At 58.1% G+C, this 16,396-nt stretch carries 14 protein-coding genes; 1 reads left to right on the top strand and 13 read right to left on the bottom strand.

Annotated elements, in window-relative coordinates:
- From ligA to hemN, 6 genes are all read right to left on the bottom strand, one after another.
- Nucleotides 1–1,537: NAD-dependent DNA ligase LigA (ligA, locus tag KBF66_RS12405; protein ID WP_296656990.1), on the bottom strand; the 1,537-nt coding region annotated here is incomplete at its 3' end.
- Between the two features lie 8 nt (nucleotides 1,538–1,545).
- On the bottom strand, nucleotides 1,546–2,574 hold the full coding sequence (locus KBF66_RS12400; protein ID WP_296656985.1) for a cell division protein ZipA C-terminal FtsZ-binding domain-containing protein: 1,029 nt from the start codon (nucleotides 2,572–2,574) through the stop codon (nucleotides 1,546–1,548).
- 4 nt (nucleotides 2,575–2,578) lie between these two features.
- A complete protein-coding gene (smc, locus tag KBF66_RS12395) occupies nucleotides 2,579–6,094 on the bottom strand; it encodes a chromosome segregation protein SMC (RefSeq protein ID WP_296656981.1) in 3,516 nt (1,171 codons plus the stop codon).
- Between the two features lie 76 nt (nucleotides 6,095–6,170).
- Complete coding sequence (dusA, locus tag KBF66_RS12390; RefSeq protein ID WP_296656978.1) at nucleotides 6,171–7,187, bottom strand: tRNA dihydrouridine(20/20a) synthase DusA; 1,017 nt, start codon at nucleotides 7,185–7,187, stop codon at nucleotides 6,171–6,173.
- Between the two features lie 90 nt (nucleotides 7,188–7,277).
- On the bottom strand, nucleotides 7,278–7,955 hold the full coding sequence (locus KBF66_RS12385; protein WP_296656975.1) for a sulfite exporter TauE/SafE family protein: 678 nt from the start codon (nucleotides 7,953–7,955) through the stop codon (nucleotides 7,278–7,280).
- 9 nt (nucleotides 7,956–7,964) lie between these two features.
- On the bottom strand, nucleotides 7,965–9,362 hold the full coding sequence (gene hemN, locus KBF66_RS12380; protein WP_296656972.1) for an oxygen-independent coproporphyrinogen III oxidase: 1,398 nt from the start codon (nucleotides 9,360–9,362) through the stop codon (nucleotides 7,965–7,967).
- Between the two features lie 87 nt (nucleotides 9,363–9,449).
- Between hemN and fnr the strand changes: the two genes are divergently transcribed.
- Nucleotides 9,450–10,217: a fumarate/nitrate reduction transcriptional regulator Fnr gene (gene fnr, locus KBF66_RS12375; RefSeq protein WP_296656967.1), complete on the top strand. Its 768-nt coding sequence runs from the start codon at nucleotides 9,450–9,452 to the stop codon at nucleotides 10,215–10,217.
- 21 nt (nucleotides 10,218–10,238) lie between these two features.
- Here fnr and KBF66_RS12370 read toward each other — a convergent pair whose 3' ends face one another.
- The 7 genes from KBF66_RS12370 to KBF66_RS12340 all read right to left on the bottom strand — a co-directional run bounded on the left by KBF66_RS12370 (nucleotide 10,239) and on the right by KBF66_RS12340 (nucleotide 16,363).
- The gene (locus tag KBF66_RS12370; protein WP_296656963.1) at nucleotides 10,239–10,565 is read right to left on the bottom strand and encodes a FixH family protein; all 327 of its coding nucleotides are present in this window, start codon (nucleotides 10,563–10,565) and stop codon (nucleotides 10,239–10,241) included.
- A gap of 68 nt (nucleotides 10,566–10,633) precedes the next feature.
- Entirely contained in the window at nucleotides 10,634–11,536 is a 903-nt protein-coding gene (ccoP, locus tag KBF66_RS12365) for a cytochrome-c oxidase, cbb3-type subunit III (RefSeq protein ID WP_296656959.1), read from the bottom strand.
- A gap of 24 nt (nucleotides 11,537–11,560) precedes the next feature.
- Nucleotides 11,561–11,704: a cbb3-type cytochrome c oxidase subunit 3 gene (locus tag KBF66_RS12360; protein WP_296656955.1), complete on the bottom strand. Its 144-nt coding sequence runs from the start codon at nucleotides 11,702–11,704 to the stop codon at nucleotides 11,561–11,563.
- Between the two features lie 15 nt (nucleotides 11,705–11,719).
- Nucleotides 11,720–12,346, bottom strand: a complete 627-nt coding sequence (gene ccoO, locus KBF66_RS12355; protein WP_296656952.1) for a cytochrome-c oxidase, cbb3-type subunit II — start codon at nucleotides 12,344–12,346, stop codon at nucleotides 11,720–11,722.
- A gap of 10 nt (nucleotides 12,347–12,356) precedes the next feature.
- On the bottom strand, nucleotides 12,357–13,802 hold the full coding sequence (gene ccoN, locus KBF66_RS12350) for a cytochrome-c oxidase, cbb3-type subunit I (RefSeq protein WP_296656947.1): 1,446 nt from the start codon (nucleotides 13,800–13,802) through the stop codon (nucleotides 12,357–12,359).
- A gap of 90 nt (nucleotides 13,803–13,892) precedes the next feature.
- Nucleotides 13,893–14,027, bottom strand: a complete 135-nt coding sequence (gene ccoS / locus KBF66_RS12345; RefSeq protein ID WP_296656943.1) for a cbb3-type cytochrome oxidase assembly protein CcoS — start codon at nucleotides 14,025–14,027, stop codon at nucleotides 13,893–13,895.
- Entirely contained in the window at nucleotides 14,027–16,363 is a 2,337-nt protein-coding gene (locus KBF66_RS12340; RefSeq protein ID WP_296656940.1) for a cation-translocating P-type ATPase, read from the bottom strand. The genes ccoS and KBF66_RS12340 overlap by 1 nt, the downstream gene beginning before the upstream one ends.
- Nucleotides 16,364–16,396: the final 33 nt, after the last annotated feature.

Genomic DNA, 16,396 nt, shown 5'->3' with positions numbered 1-16,396 from the left:
GCCGGTACAGGTCGGGCAGCGTATGGACAATGCCGCTGTCCACCAGCTGGTCGACCAGTTTGTCGCCCAGGCCCTCGACCTCCACCGCGCGACGCTGCGCAAAATGCAGGATCGCCTGTTTGCGCTGGGCGCTGCAAAACAGGCCACCGGTGCAACGGTGGTCTGCCTCGCCCTCCTCGCGCACCGCCGTGCTGCCACAAACCGGACAGTGTGCTGGCATGGTGAAAGCCGCACCTCGTGCCGGATTTGGCTCTGTGGCACCCGCTGGCAATGTTGGCTGGTCAGGCAAAACGACACTGACCACCTCGGGTATCACGTCGCCTGCGCGGCGCACCACCACCGTGTCGCCGACCCGCACGTCCTTTCGGCGCGCTTCATCTTCATTGTGCAGGGTGGCGTTGGTGACCGTGACCCCGCCGACAAAAACAGGTGCCAGCTTGGCCACCGGCGTGAGTTTGCCAGTGCGTCCCACCTGCACGTCGATGGCCAGCACAGTGGTGAGCATTTCCTGTGCGGGAAACTTGTGCGCCACGGCCCAGCGAGGCTCGCGGGTAACAAAACCCAGGCGGGCCTGCAAATCCAGCCGATCCACCTTGTAAACCACCCCGTCAATATCAAAACCCAGCGCATCACGCTGCGCCCCGATGTTCGCATAATATGCAACAAGTTCAGGAGCACCAAATGCCCACTGAATAAGCGCTGAAACCGGAAAACCCCACCTTTTCAGGGTCTGCAGTAGGTCGAAGTGACTGGCAAAGTCAGGTCCGCCGGCGCTTGCCGGTGTGATTTCACCCAGACCATAGGCAAAAAAACTCAGGGGCCGCTGCGCCGCAATGGCCGGGTCAAGCTGACGCACCGCGCCGGCCGCCGCGTTGCGCGGGTTGACAAAGGTCTTTTCACCTTTGGCACCGCTGGCGATCTTTTGACGCTTGCGCGCGTTGAGTGCCTCAAAGTCGTCGCGGCGCATGTAGACCTCACCACGCACCTCAAGCACGGGGGGCACGGCGTCAGGCAGCCGCAGCGGAATCTGACCAATGGTGCGAATGTTCTGCGTCACATCTTCGCCGGTCTCGCCGTCGCCACGGGTTGCTGCTTGCACCAGCACACCATGCTCGTAACGCAAACTCATGGCCAGACCATCAAACTTGGGTTCGGCCACATACCGCACCGGTGCGTCCGCCTCAACCAGGCCCAGTTCACGGCGGATGCGGACATCAAAATGCTCGGCACCAGCGGCGGTGGTGTCGGTTTCGGTGCGGATGCTGAGCATGGGCACCGCGTGGCGCACCGGGGCAAACTGCTCCAAGGCTCTGCCACCGACACGCTGAGTGGGTGAATCGGGGGTGATCAGCTCGGGGTAGCGTGCCTCTAGCGCTTGCAAGCGGGCAAACAGCCGGTCGTATTCGGCGTCGGGCACGCTGGGCGCGTCGAGCACGTAGTAACGATGCGCGTGCTGATGCAGGGTCTGGCGCAGTTGCGCCAGCTGCGTCGTGTCGCCAGCGTCTGGCGCGAACAGGTCAGGTGTCAGACTTGCCATGCTGCGGCTCAGGCGAAAAGCCGACGTGCCAGTAACGAACCCGCCGAAAGCTCGCGCTCGTCCAAGGTGTCGTACAGGTGCTCCAGCTCGGCGGCGATCACATCCATGGCATCCGGCGGCAAAGGCACACCGTTGTCGTCGGTGATCAGCCCATCCATGTCGCGTGCCAATGCGATGGCTGCCTCGCGCATCCGCGCAAACGGGCGTTCACCGCGATCCACATGGGGCACGTCGAGACTCAGGGTAATCTCGCGCAGCGCCGACTGGGTTGGGTCATCGGCCAGTGCGGCCTGGGTGTCGAATCCCAGACTCAACACGGCGGGTTGACTGGTCTGACTGGCTGGCACTACCATGCGCCCAGCCATGGACCCGGCCACAAAACCCAGCCGTGCCGCCATCTGCACGATGTAGCTCGGGCTCCAGGCCGCGCGTCTGGCCCTCAGCACAAAGGCCAGCTGCGCATCATGATCGCTGGCAAACTGGTCCAGCTCGCGGGCGCGGGCCAGTTCCTGGCGCATTTCCGGAAAATCGGGTGTGCCCGCGAGGGTGTCACAAAAGGTCTGGATTTTCATGACAAACTCGGAAAACTCGATGTCATTGAGCGCGCCAGACCGATTGGCCAGCTGTAAGCCCGCCTGCAGTTGGTTGTAACGCTGACCGGTCTGTGCAAACTCCCAGCGGCCGCTGTTGGCGTTGAGCCCTTCGATGGCCACTGGCTTGCTGCCGACCCGCCGTGTGGGTGGCAGTGCCGCCAGCACCGCGTCGCCGGACACCGGGGACTCCAGCGCGATGGGCGCGATCACATCGATCAGCGCATCCAGACCCGGTTTTTTCTCAGGTACCGGCAGCGCAAACTCATGCGCCTCGCTCACCTCGGCGTCCAGCGAAGGCTCCTGCCCGAACGGGCCAGCATCGTCGGCATGGCCGATCACTGCCTGGCGCGGCTGGTTCTTGCGCCACAGCCACAGGTTGTAGGCCGCCATGGCCAGCAGCAGCAGCGCACCCAGTATCAGCAATCCCATTTGCAGTTGGCTCATGCTCTCACCCCTGGTCAGCCATGGAGAGGGCGGCATCCATGTCGACCGCCACAATTCTTGAAACGCCTTGCTCTTGCATCGTGACTCCTATGAGTTGCTGTGCCATCTCCATGGCAATCTTGTTGTGACTGATGAACAGGAACTGGGTGTCACGGCTCATGCTGGATACCAGTTTGGCGTAACGCTCGGTGTTGGCGTCATCCAGCGGCGCGTCCACCTCGTCGAGCAGACAAAACGGTGCCGGGTTGAGCTGAAAAATGGCAAACACCAGCGCAATGGCGGTGAGCGCCTTTTCGCCACCCGAGAGCAAATGGATGGTCTGGTTCTTCTTCCCAGGTGGCTGCGCAATGACTTGGACACCCGAATCCAGGATTTCGTCACCGGTGATCACCAGACGCGCATTGCCACCGCCAAACAGCTCGGGAAACATCTTGCCAAAGTGTTCATTGACGGCGTTGAAGGTCCCCGACAGCAACTCGCGGGTCTCGCCGTCGATCTTGCGGATGGCGTTTTCCAGGGTGGCCATGGCCTCGGTCAGATCGGCGGACTGGGCATCCAGGAATGTCTTGCGCTCACGCGCAACACCCAGTTCATCCAGCGCCGCCAGATTGACGGCGCCCAAGGCGGCGATCTCGCGGTTCAGGCGGTCGATCTCGGTTTGCAAGCCCATCAGTCGCACCGAGCCATCGGCCAGGCTCTGGGCAATAGCGACCAGATCCACCTGAGCGTCGGCCAGCAGCTGGGTGTACTGCTCAAAGCCAAGCCGGGCGGCCTGCTCCTTGAGCTGAAATTCGGTGATGCGTGCGCGCAAGGGGTCCAGTTCGCGTTCCAGTTGCAGGCGCCGCTCATCGCTGGCACGCAGCTTGGTGGTGAGGTCGTCGTACTGGCTGCGCTGCGCGCCAAGGTCTTTCTCACGCGCCAGCTTGAGGGCCAGCGCCTGTTGCAGGCCGCCTTGTGCCGCTGCGTCGTTGAGCCGGGCCTGCTCTTCATGCGCCTTTTGCTGCTCAGCTCTGACTGAACATGCTTGTTGTGCTGCTGTTTCAATAGCGCGTGCGAGCTCTGCACGGCGTGCCTCCAGGCTGCGCATGGCAAAACTGGCCTCCTGCCTTTCGCGCTCAAGGGCGCGCTGCTGCTCACGGCTTTCGGCCAGCTGGCGTTCTGCGGCAAGCACCCGGTCCTCCAGTTGGGCATGGCGCTCCTGCGTGTCGGCAAGTTGCATGTCAAGCGCCTCAAACCGCGCCTCAGCCGTGACCCGTCGCTCTTGCAACACCTCCAGCTGCTCATCCAGTTCGTCCAGATCGGTCGCGATCTGGAGGCTGCGCCCGCGCGCCTGGTCAGCGAGCTGAGTCAAACGCAATGTCTCGACCTGCACCTGGTGAGCGCGGGTTTGCGCCTCGGTGGCTTCGCGCCGGGCCGACAGCAGGCGCTGGGTCACATCGGCATAGGCTGACTCGGCCCGCTGCCACGCCGCGCGCGACTCGTCGGTGATGAGGGCCTGCGCTCGCCATTGCTTGTCGAGGTTTTCAATTTCATGGGCGCGCGCCAGCAAGCCGGCCTGCTCGGAGTCTGGGGCGTAAAAACTGACACTGTGGCGACTTACCGCATGGCCACTTCTGACCAGCAGGAGTTCGCCCGGTGCCAGGCCCTCGCGCGCGGCCAGCGCCTCCTCCAGATTGGTGGCGGTATAGACGCCTTGCAACCAGTCGTCCAGAATGGCCTTCTGAGCGCTGTGATGAACCCGCACCACATCCAGCAGGCGGGTGCGCTGGCCTGCACAGGGGGCCGCTGGCACCGCACTGGCGCTAAAAAAGGCCAATCTGGCAGGTGGCGCGTCGTGAGCAAAGGCACGCAAGGTCTCCAGCCGACTGACTTCCAGCGCTGACAATCGTTCCCGCAGCACCGCCTCCAACGCAGGCTCCCAACCAGGTTCCACCTGCAGCTGGCTCCACAAGGCTTGCAAATGCTCAAGCCCATGCTTTTGCAACCAGGGTTGCAATTTGCCGTCGCTTTTAACGCGCTCCTGCAAGGCTCTGAGTGCGCCAAGACGGGCGGCGAACTCCGCCAGACGGCTTGACTCCTGGCCCAGCGTCTGCTGATCCCGCGTGCGCTGCAGATCGAGCTGCAGCATCGTCTCCTGCAACTCGGCAACTCGGGCCTGTGCCATTTCGGCGTCGTCGCTGGCCTGCTGCGACTGTTCGCGCTGCTGCAACACATGGGCTTCGTCGGGTACCTGGATCGCATGACGGTCTTGCAACAGACGCTCGCGACGGGTGCCCAACTGGCGTGCTTGTTCGTCGATGCTGCGCTTCTCAGCAGCCAGAACCCCGATCTGATGCTGCACCTGAGTGACGCTGACGCGCTGCTCGTTGGCAGCACGTTGCGACAAACGCCAGGCGTCTTCCAGTTCGGGCAGCTGCGCGGCGTGGTCTTCCAGTTGCGCGGCCAGCAGCTCGGTTTTTTCCGAACCCAGGAGTTCCAGCTCCGCCAGGCGCGCCAGCTCCGTCTGCGCTTCTTCGCCGCGCTGCGACCACTGGGCCGCCTGGTCGGTGAGCGCCTGCAGACGCGACTCAACCCGTTGTCGACCCTCCACCACATAACGGATTTCTGCCTCCAGACGACCGACTTCAGTGCTGGCCTCATACAAGCGCCCTTGCGCCTGATTGACCAGATCGCCCGCTGCATAGTGGGCCTGCCGCACCCGTTCCAGCTCAGCCTCGATGTGGCGCAGATCGGCCATACGTGACTCCAGCGCGTTGAGCGCAGCCAGGCCTTCGGTCTGGATTCTGGATTGATCCGCCTGCGACTCCGAGCGCTTCAAAAACCAGAGCTGATGCTGTTTGAGTGACGAGGCGTTCGACAGGTTTTTGTAACTCAAAGCGACTTCAGCCTGTTTCTCCAGTTTGTCCAGGTTGGCATTGAGTTCGCGCAGGATATCCGCAACCCGCGTCAGATTCTCACGGGTGTCGTGCAGCCGGTTCTCGGTCTCGCGACGCCGCTCTTTGTATTTGGAAACCCCAGCGGCTTCCTCGAGGAACAGGCGCAATTCCTCGGGTTTGCTCTCGATGATGCGGCTGATGGTGCCCTGGCCAATAATGGCATAGGCACGCGGTCCAAGGCCGGTGCCTAGAAAAACGTCCTGCACATCGCGACGGCGTACCGCCTGGTTGTTGATGTAGTAGCTGCTGCTGCCGTCTCGGGTCAACACGCGTTTGACGGCGATCTCGGCAAACTGGCTCCACTGGCCACCTGCACGGTGGTCGTCGTTGTCAAAAACCAGTTCGACGCTGGCGCGGCTTGACGGCTTGCGGGTGTTGGTACCGTTGAAAATCACGTCCTGCATGGACTCACCACGCAACTCGGACGCCTTGGACTCACCCAGGACCCAGCGCACTGCGTCCATGATGTTGGACTTGCCGCAGCCATTGGGACCGACCACACCTACCAACTGCCCGGGCAACAGGAAATTGGTCGGTTCGGCGAATGACTTGAAGCCGGATAACTTGATGGAGTTGAGTCGCACGAGAGTCGTTTGAGCGTTCTTGGCAGCGGTCAGTGCGCGGAGTCCGTCAACAGATCCACGTCGCCCTGCCAGGTCATCATGATACTTGAGCACCTCTGGCCAGCGCCATCACCTGCTGCGGTGGCATAGCTTTGAGCTTATGGTCACTCCAGACCCGGCGCCAATGGCGCGCACCAGGCAGCCCGTGGCGCAGACCCAGCATATGGCGGGCAATCGACGACCAGGGCACGCCGTGATCGGCATGCTGCCGGGTCATGTAATCGACCATGGCTTCCTCGACCTTCAGGCGATCAGGCCGGGGCTGCACCTCGCTCGGGCAGGTCTCAATCGTCTGCTCAAACAAGGTCTGGTCCCACTGACTGATCCACCAAGGATTGTGGTAGGCGCCACGCCCCAACATCACACCGTCGAGGTGCTGCAAGTGCACCAAAGCCTGTTCGGTGGTCGTGATACCACCGTTGAGCACGATCACCAGGTTGGGGAAGTCACGCTTGAGCCGGTAGGCCCAGTCATAACGCAGCGGCGGAACCTCACGATTATCTTTGGGGCTGAGTCCTTTCAGCCAGGCGTTGCGCGCGTGCACAATGAAAGTCCTGCACCCGGCCTGACTGACACTGCCAACAAAGTCGCGCACAAAGTCATAACTTTCAATCTGGTCAAGGCCAATGCGGTGCTTGACTGTGACCGGAATGTCAACCGCGTCCACCATCGCGCGGACGCAGTCGGCAACCAGTTGTGGCTCATTCATCAGACAGGCACCAAAGGCACCGCGCTGGACCCGCTCGCTGGGACAGCCACAGTTCAGGTTGACCTCTGAGTAGCCCCATCTGGCGGCAAAACGCGCGCAAATGGCAAGATCTGTCGGCTCACTGCCGCCAAGTTGCAAGGCGAGCGGTTGCTCCTCCGGGTTAAATTGCAAATGGCGTGCCACATCCCCATGGATCAAGGCACCGGTCGTCACCATCTCGGTGTATAAAAGTGCCTGCTTGGACAGCAGCCGATGGAAAAACCGGCAATGTCGGTCACTCCAGTCGAGCATGGGTGCAACACAGACCCGCCAGCGTAGAGGATTGGATGATAGGGCAAGGGGCATGAAGGTAATTATCCCAGCCGAAACCACGCCAACAATGGATCAACCAGCGGGACGCAAAAAGCTCCCTCAATCCGAGCCCTCAGTCGAAGTTCAAAGGGGCGAGCACCAGGGCGCATTCTCGTGCGCGTAGGCCATCCACAGCGCCCATGCAGCACTCGCCACCAGCGCCAATCCGGCCAGTCGCACACCCCAATCGCCATTGCTGTTGGCTCCAAAGCGCAACCAGAGCCAGGGTCCCAGCATCATGGACACCGTGGTGCCCAATGCAAACAGTGCCATCACGACGGCACCATCCAACGCGCTGCCCGTCAAACCCGCCACCAGCAATGCCGAATAAAGCAGTCCGCACGGCAAAAAGGTCCAGACTGCACCCAACATCAGTGGCCCTGACAAGCCGCGTCCCGCCACCAGGCCACGTGCCGTCGACCAGACCCTTTTGCCCACTTGTTCCAGCCAGATCGGTTGCTGCGCATTCCAGACCAGCATCAAACCCACCACCATGACCGCCACATGAAACATGGTCCAGACCGGGCGCAATGCCGCAGATTGCACGGTCAGCCAGCCCAACCCTTGCATGGAAGCGGCAGCCACCGCGCCCAGCGCCGAATACCCGATCACTCGCCCCAACTGGAACGTCCACATCGCCGACAACCGACGGTCACCTGCCGCCTGGCCAATGCCGGCACAGGCGGCCCCACACATGCCAATGCAGTGGGGACCACCTGCCAGCCCCATCAGGGTGGCCGTGACAAGCAGAGAAGTTTGCATGCCTGCAGCTTAGAGGATTTTGGAAAAGCGTGCGCGGGTACGGTCAGCCTGCAAGTAGCGATCAAACACCATGGCGACCGCCCGGACAAAAAACCAGCCTTTGGCGGTGACCTGGACGCCTGTGGCGTCCAGGCAAACCAGACCCTGCTCGACCTGCGCATTGAGGATTTCGAGCTCTTTGGCAAAGTACTGCCTGAAGTTGAGCAGATAAGCCAACTCGATCGACTCAAAAGACAGCCGCCCCTGGCACATCAAGGCCATGATGACGGCACGACGCACCAGATCGTCACGCGAAAGAGCCAGACCGCGCACCACAGGAAACTGTCCCTGATCCAGAAAGTCGTAATACTCTTCGAGGGTTTTGGCATTCTGACTGTAGGTAGCGCCTACCCGTCCAATCGATGACACACCCAATCCAATCATGTCGCAATCCGGTTGTGTGCTGTAGCCCTGAAAGTTGCGATGCAATCGACCTTGCCGCTTGGCAACGGCGAGTGAGTCGTTGGGCAGCGCAAAGTGATCCATCCCGATATAGACATACTGGGCGCTCATGAAGGCAGCCATCGAGCGGGCCAGCATCGACACTTTGGCGGCGGCTGTCGGAATGTCAACGGTTGAGATCCTGCGCTGCGGCTTGAACCGTTCTGGCAAATGGGCGTACGCGTACAAGGCAATGCGATCAGGCCGCAGCTCGATGATCTGCGACAGGGTCCGATCAAACGACTCCGGCGTTTGCCCGGGCAATCCATAGATCAGATCGACATTGATCGATTCAAACCCGCGCTGCCGCGCTGCCGCCATCAGCGCAAAGACCTGCTCCGCCGGTTGCACGCGATGGACCGCCTTCTGCACCACCGGATCAAAGTCCTGCACACCAAAACTCAGTCGATTGAACCCAAGTTCTGCCAGCACATCCAGCCGAGACGCGTCAATGGTTCGCGGATCGATTTCAATCGAGTATTCGCCCCCCGGCGCGAGGGTGAAGGAACGACGCAACATGGACATCAGCTCGCGCAGTTCCGCATCGGACAAAAAGGTGGGGGACCCCCCGCCCAAATGCAGCTGCGACACACTTTGCCCCAAACCAAGGCGTTGCGTGTGCAGGTTCACCTCGAGTTCAAGGTAACGCAAGTAAGCTGCCGCACGGTCGTGGTGCTTGGTGATGATTTTGTTGCAGGCGCAGTAATAACATAAAGACTCACAGAAGGGAATGTGCACATAAAGCGACAATGGCAATACCATCGCCGAGGCCCCGCCACGGCGCTGATCCAGCGCTTGGGCATAATCCGCCTGTGTAAAGGCCTCCACAAATCGATCAGCCGTTGGAAACGACGTGTAACGCGGCCCTGATACGTCGTACTGTCGTATCAAGTCTTCAGAAATAGGCTCTGCGGCGCTGTCAATCATGTGTATTCCTTGTCAATCCGCTTAAATGTGCCTGCGAAATCCTTAAATTTTCTTGATCTTGATCAACCAATCTGAAAAAATGCTCCAATGGCTAAATTTGACCAAGATCAGGAATTTATATATAACGGTGTCAAAATTGATCGCATGAATCACGAGACGATAAAGATTGCCTGCTCCAACTGCAATATGCGGGAGTTGTGCATGCCTATCGGATTGAGCAGTTCAGAGTTGGCGCGCATCGATGAAGTCATTGGCGCCCGACGCAAGATCAAACGCGGTGAAACGCTGTACCACAACGGTGAACGGTTTACCAACCTCTACGCCATCAGAACCGGCTTTTTCAAGACCTGTGTCACCTCCGAGGATGGCCGAGATCAAGTGACTGGTTTTCAGATGGCTGGCGAAATCATTGGCCTCGATGGCATCGTCAATGATTCACATACCTGTGATGCGGTCGCGTTGGAGGATGGCGAAATCTGTGCCATGCCTTTCGCACAAATCGAGAATTTATCGCGCGAAGTCAATGCTTTGCAGCACCATGTGCACAAAATCATGAGCCGCGAAATCGTGCGTGAGCACGGTGTCATGTTGTTGCTCGGCAGTATGCGCGCAGAGGAGCGCCTTGCTGCGTTTTTGCTCAATTTGGCACAACGACTGCATGCGAGGGGATTTTCGCAGTCGGAACTCATCTTGCGCATGACTCGCGAGGAAATTGGCAGTTACCTGGGCCTGAAACTCGAGACGATCAGCCGCACCTTCTCAAAGTTTGTGGATGACCAGGTGATTGAAGTCAAACAACGCCATGTGCGGATACTCAACACCGATGCGCTCCAGGAAATTGTCAATCCCAAATAGTCGCAGCTGCCAACAGTCAGATTACTTCCCGAGTGGAACAACACCCGTAGCAGCATGATTGCGGGCGGCTTGAGCTGGCGCCTCCCCGCCTTGCATTGCCTTGGTGCCTTGCGCCTTTTTCTGATCAAGGATCTGCCGGTAGTTGTCATCGGTCACGAGTTCATTAGGACTCGACATCACAAAATAAGCGGTGATGATGCAGGCCACAATCACCAGCAAAGGGCCGGAAATCACCAGCCAGACATGGCCAAATTGCCACCAAGGTTTATCGTCCAAGCCATTACTCGTGTTCATTGATCCGCCTTCAAAGCAATCCATCGGGATTGACAAACAAAAAGGGGTGATCAAATGATCACCCGCTTATGGAATGTTGTCTCGTCCTTGGACCAAAAAACTCAGTCCAAGTTCAAGAGAATTTAAGACTTGTTCGACAAGCCCCAAATATATGAAACCAGCACGTGCAATTGCCCTTTTGTCAACAACTGCCCCTGCGGTGGCATGATATTCACAATGCCATTGTTGATATGGCCAACAATCGTCGCTTCACCAAAGCCATGCAGCCAGATGTTATCGGTCAGGTTTGCTGAGCCAATGGCCTGCATACCCTTGCCGTCCGGGCCATGGCACGCTGCACAAACAGCAAACTTCTCCTTGCCCAAGGCTGCTTTGGCTGCATCGTGCGGGCTGTTGGACAAGCTCAGCACATAGTTGGCAACGTTCTTGACGTCGTCCGCTGAACCAACGGCTGCAGCGATCGGTGCCATATTGCCGTTGCGCCCTTGAACAATGGTTTCCTGAATCTTCTCCGGAGTGCCACCATGAAGCCAGTCGCCGTCCGTCAGATTCGGAAAGCCCTTGTTGCCTCGGGCATCAGAAGCGTGGCATACAGCACAATTATTGCTGTACAGACGCTCACCAATGGCCATGGCTTGTGCATCCTTGGCGATCTCCTCGGGTTTCATGCTCAGGAACTTGGCATAAATCGGCTCAATCTCTTTGTTGCCTTTGTCAACCTCGGACTGATGCAGACCACGGGAAGTCCATCCGAGTTGCCCGGGGTAACTACCCAAGCCCGGATACAACGCCAGATATACAAAAGCAAACAAAATCGTCAAGACGAACATATAACTCCACCAGCGTGGTAGCGGGTTGTTCATTTCGCGCAAGTCACCATCCCAGACGTGGCCCGTGGTGTTGTCATCCGCGGTCATGGCATGGGTTTTACCCGTGAGAATCAGTAGCACCCAGCACGCAATGATGCTGACGATAATGATTCCGGCCACGTAGTAAGCCCAAAAATCACTTGTGAAATCACTCATTTTTGTTCCTTATCTGTATTTAGATCAATCCTGATCGAAGGGCAACTTACCTGCCTCCTCGAAGCCAGCAGCATTCTTGCTTGAATAAGCCCAGACCAGGAGTCCAATAAACGACACCAAACCCAATACGGTGACGATTGAACGGCCCGTGTTGATATCAAATTCCATGGGAGTGTGCCCCTATTACTTCACCAAAGTACCAAGACCCTGGAGGTATGCCACCATGGCATCCATCTCGGTTTTGCCCTTAACAGCCTCTTGTGCTCCGGCGATGTCAGCATCGGTATAAGGAACACCCACCTTGCGCAATGCGCGCATATGAGACGGCAAGCTAGCGCCATCCACCGGTGTATTCTTCAACCAAGGGTAAGCTGGCATGATGGACTCAGGAACCAGGTCACGCGGATTGTTCAAGTGTGTGATCTGCCATTGATCACTGTACTTGCCGCCAATGCGATGCAGGTCAGGACCCGTACGCTTGCTACCCCATTGGAACGGATGATCATATACATACTCGCCCGCCAATGAATAAGGACCGTACCGTAGCGTTTCTGCACGGAAGGGCCGAATCATCTGCGAATGACAGTTATAACAACCTTCGCGCTCATAGATGTCACGCCCGGCCAAACGCAAGGCATCGTACGGCTTCAAACCTGCCACAGGTTGGGTTGTGGACTTCTGGAAGAACAACGGGACAATTTCAAGCAATCCGCCGATCGATAAGACGAGCAGCATCAAAACAATCATCAAACCATTGTTCGATTCGATATTACCGTGTGAAAAACCGGTGTGTGAGTTGTGATTAGACATTTGCAAGTCCTTAAGCGTGCGCTGCTGAAACAACAGGGATATTGACAGTCACAGACTGGCCACGGGTGGCCGTCATGATGGTGTTCCAGAGCATGATGATCATGCCACCCAAGTACAACAAACCACCAGCCAAACGCAGCACATAGAACGGGAAACTTGCCTTGACAGATTCAACAAAAGTGTAGGTCAAAGTTCCATCGGCATTGATGGATCTCCACATCAGACCCTGCATCACACCGGCAATCCACAGCGCCGCGATGTACAACACGATACCAATGGTAGCGGTGTAGAAGTGCACTTCAACCGCTTTCATGCTGTACATCTGCTTCTGACCAAACAGTCTGGGAATCAGGTAATACAGAGAACCCATGGTCACCAAACCCACCCAACCCAGAGCGCCGGAGTGCACGTGACCCACTGTCCAGTCGGTGTAGTGCGACAAGGCGTTGACAGTCTTGATCGACATCATCGGACCTTCAAAGGTCGACATACCATAAAAGGACAGGGACACAATCAGGAAGCGCAAGATCGGGTCGTCGCGCAACTTGTGCCATGCGCCCGACAGAGTCATGATGCCGTTGATCATGCCACCCCAGCTCGGCGCCAACAGAATCAGAGAAAACACCATACCGACGGATTGCGTCCAGTCAGGCAAAGCGGTGTAGTGAAGGTGGTGCGGACCAGCCCACATGTACGTGAAGATCAAGGCCCAAAAGTGGACGATCGACAGGCGATAGGAATAAACCGGCCGACCAGCTTGTTTCGGAATGAAGTAATACATCATGCCCAAAAATGCAGCAGTCAGGAAGAAACCCACTGCGTTGTGGCCATACCACCATTGCACCATGGCATCCTGAACACCGGCGTAAGCAGAGTAGGACTTCATGCTGTCCATTCCGACCGGAATTGCTGCACTATTCACAAGGTGCAACAGCGCAACTGCCAGGATAAACGCACCAAAAAACCAATTTGCCACGTAAATGTGTTTCACCTTACGAGTACCGACTGTGCCAAAAAACACAATCGCGTAGGAAACCCAAATCACCGTGATGAGCAAATCGATTGGCCACTCGAGCTCAGCATACTCTTTGCCCGAGGTATAACCCAAAGGCAAAGTCACAGCCGCCAGCACGATCACCAATTGCCAAGCCCAAAAAGTGAAGGTTGCCAACCCTTCGGCAAAAAGACGCACCTGACAGGTGCGTTGGACGATGTAGTACGAAGTCGCAAACAAACCGCATCCGCCAAATGCAAAAATCACGGCATTGGTATGCAATGGCCGCAATCGACCGAATGACAGGAAAGATATCCCCAGATTGAGCTCTGGCCAGGCCAGCTGGGCGGCAATGATCACGCCAACCAGCATACCGACCACACCCCAAACCACGGTCATGATGGCAAACTGCCTAACGACTTTGTCGCTGTAAGTAGTTGCCTGCGAATTTGAAAATGCCATGTTCACCTCTTCTCAGTTTGTTTGCGCGAAGTTTCCGTTATTCAAAATTGGTCACGTTTGATATAAATCAAATCGCGACAAAAATTGTTGCTAATCCTTAAGAATTCTCTCCCCTTCCTGATCGATGTCGTCAAATTGACCACGGTAGATGGCCCACCACACGCCACCAATGATAAAAAAAACCAGGACCACGGAGAGGGGCACTAACAAGTAAAGCACATCCATTAGTTGTCTCCTGTCCGCTCAAGACCGCGCGACAGCCGCATGGCATTCAACACCACCAGAAGCGAACTGCTTGCCATACCAATTCCGGCTAGCCAGGCTGGCAACATGCCTGCAACAGCCAGAGGAACACAGATGGCATTGTAGACGGCGGCCCACCACAAATTCTGCTTCACGATGCGCAAGGTGCGTCTGGAAAGCGCTACTGCGGCCGACACATCGGTCAAACGGCTGCCCGCAACCAGAAAGTCAGCTTTGGCCTGCGCCAACGGCACGGCTTGCCCAAACGCGAACGACGCATGAGCCCCCGCCAATACTGGGCCATCGTTCAGTCCATCACCCACCACCGCCACTTTTTTCCCGTTTGCTTGCGCGTCGTGCAAGAAAGCCAGCTTGCCTTCTGGCGAACATTGCCCATGATAATTTTCAATGCCAACCTTGCTGGCCACACGCCTGGCGGCATCGCTCGCATCGCCGGAAAGCAGGTGCACGTCAATGGACATCTGTTTCAATGCCGCAACAGTCGCGGGTGCCTCCGGTCGAATATCTTCTTGCAGGCCGAATGTTGCCAACCAGCCGTCCTGATCTGTCAATGCAACCTGGAGATCGTCTGAGCCCGCACGCGGCAGCCCGCAAAAGGCGAGCGACCCCATACGCAAGGTCCGGCGAGAACCACTGCGAGCAGAAGTCACCGTGGCGACCAAACCCTGGCCGGTGTACTCAACGACATCGTCGGCAACCCAGAGCGGCGGTTGATCAATGACGGACGCCGCCACGACCAACGCACGCGATACCGGGTGCAGCGAATGCGCCGCCAGTGCCGCCGCCATGAGAAGTACCTCATTTGAATCCTCCCCGGGTCGGACACTGAATTCGTTGAGCACCATGGCGTCACGCGTCAGAGTGCCAGTTTTGTCAAACATCACCGTGTCCACGCCTGCCAAAGCTTCAAAAGCATCCAGTCGTCGAACCAGTACCCCCTGCCGCGCCAGTGCGCCTGCAGCAGAAAGCATCGCTGCCGGCGTGGCCAAAGACAACGCGCAGGGACAGGTCACCACCAGCACCGAAACCGCCACCATGAGTGCGCGCTCGGGATCGGTTTGCCACCAATAGGCACAGGACAGACCCGCTGCGATCAGCACCCCAATCAAAAAGGGTTTGGCGATCGTATCCGCCAGGCGCGCCAACTGCGGTTTGCTGGTCGATGCACTTTCCATCAGGTTGACGATCTGGGCGAAGCGGGTTTCTTCCCCCACCTGATCAACCCTGACCAACACCGAAGCCCCCAGATTGTGGCTACCCGAAATGACTGAATCTCCGACACCGCGCGGTAACGGCCGAGACTCCCCGGTGAGCAAAGACTCATCAACAGAGGACTCTCCTTGCAAGACAACGCCATCCGCGGCAAAGGCCTCACCCGGCAAGACACGAACAATGTCACCACTTTTCAGGCGCCGCACGGCGACGCGCTCAAACGAGCCGTCCGGACGTTGCCGCATCACACTGTCCGGCAACCGGTTCATCAGGGCCTCCAGCGCGCCAGCGGTCTTGTCTCGAAGACGCAACTCAAACCAGCGCCCAGCCAGAAGAAAAAAGACAAACATGGTCAGCGAGTCGAAGTAGACCTCTTTGCCAAAGATGCCGCTCGGGTCAAAGGCTCCAGCGGAGCTGACCAGAAAGGTGATCAGCATCCCCAGCGCCACCGGCAGATCCATGCTGACCTGCCGATGCATGACGTCCCGCCAGGCATTGGCAAAAAAAGGTGCGCAGGAGAAAAACACCACCGGCAGCGTGAGCACCCAAGAAGCCCAGCGCAACAATTGCTCCATCTCCAGCGTCAGGTCACCCGGCGTAGCGACGTAGGCCGGATAGGCATACATCATCACCTGCATCATGCAAAGCCCTGCCACCATCATTCGCCACAGTGCTTTGCGTGACTCCTGCTTGCGACGTTCACGCGCAAATGCGTCATTGGCCGGCACTGCCCGGTAGCCGGAACGGCGCACCGCCTGCATCCACGCCGACGGCAGCACCGCATCAGGTGCCCAAATCACCCGCGCACGCTGACTGCCCGCACTCACCTCCGCCGAAACGATCCCCTTGACCTGCCGCAGCGCATCTTCGACCGTCAATGCACACGCGGCGCAATGCATGCCCTCGATCAACACGTTGGACTCCCAACACCCTTGGCGTGTGATGTCGGGGCGGCTGAATGCCGACCACTCCTGCTCGTCGTCCAGCAAAGACTCGGCGACGACGACGCTCTGGTGACTCCCAGGACCGGCGAGACATGAATTTTCCGAGGTAACAGAATCCGGAGGAACAGTGGAATGCGACATGGTGAGAGAGGTTAACCGGCGACGAATGCTCAA

It is taken from the genome of Rhodoferax sp., assembly GCF_018063565.1.
Classification (GTDB): domain Bacteria; phylum Pseudomonadota; class Gammaproteobacteria; order Burkholderiales; family Burkholderiaceae_C; genus Rhodoferax.
Note: the sequence above shows the minus strand (reverse complement) of the source record. Positions and strands in the feature narration are given on the sequence as shown.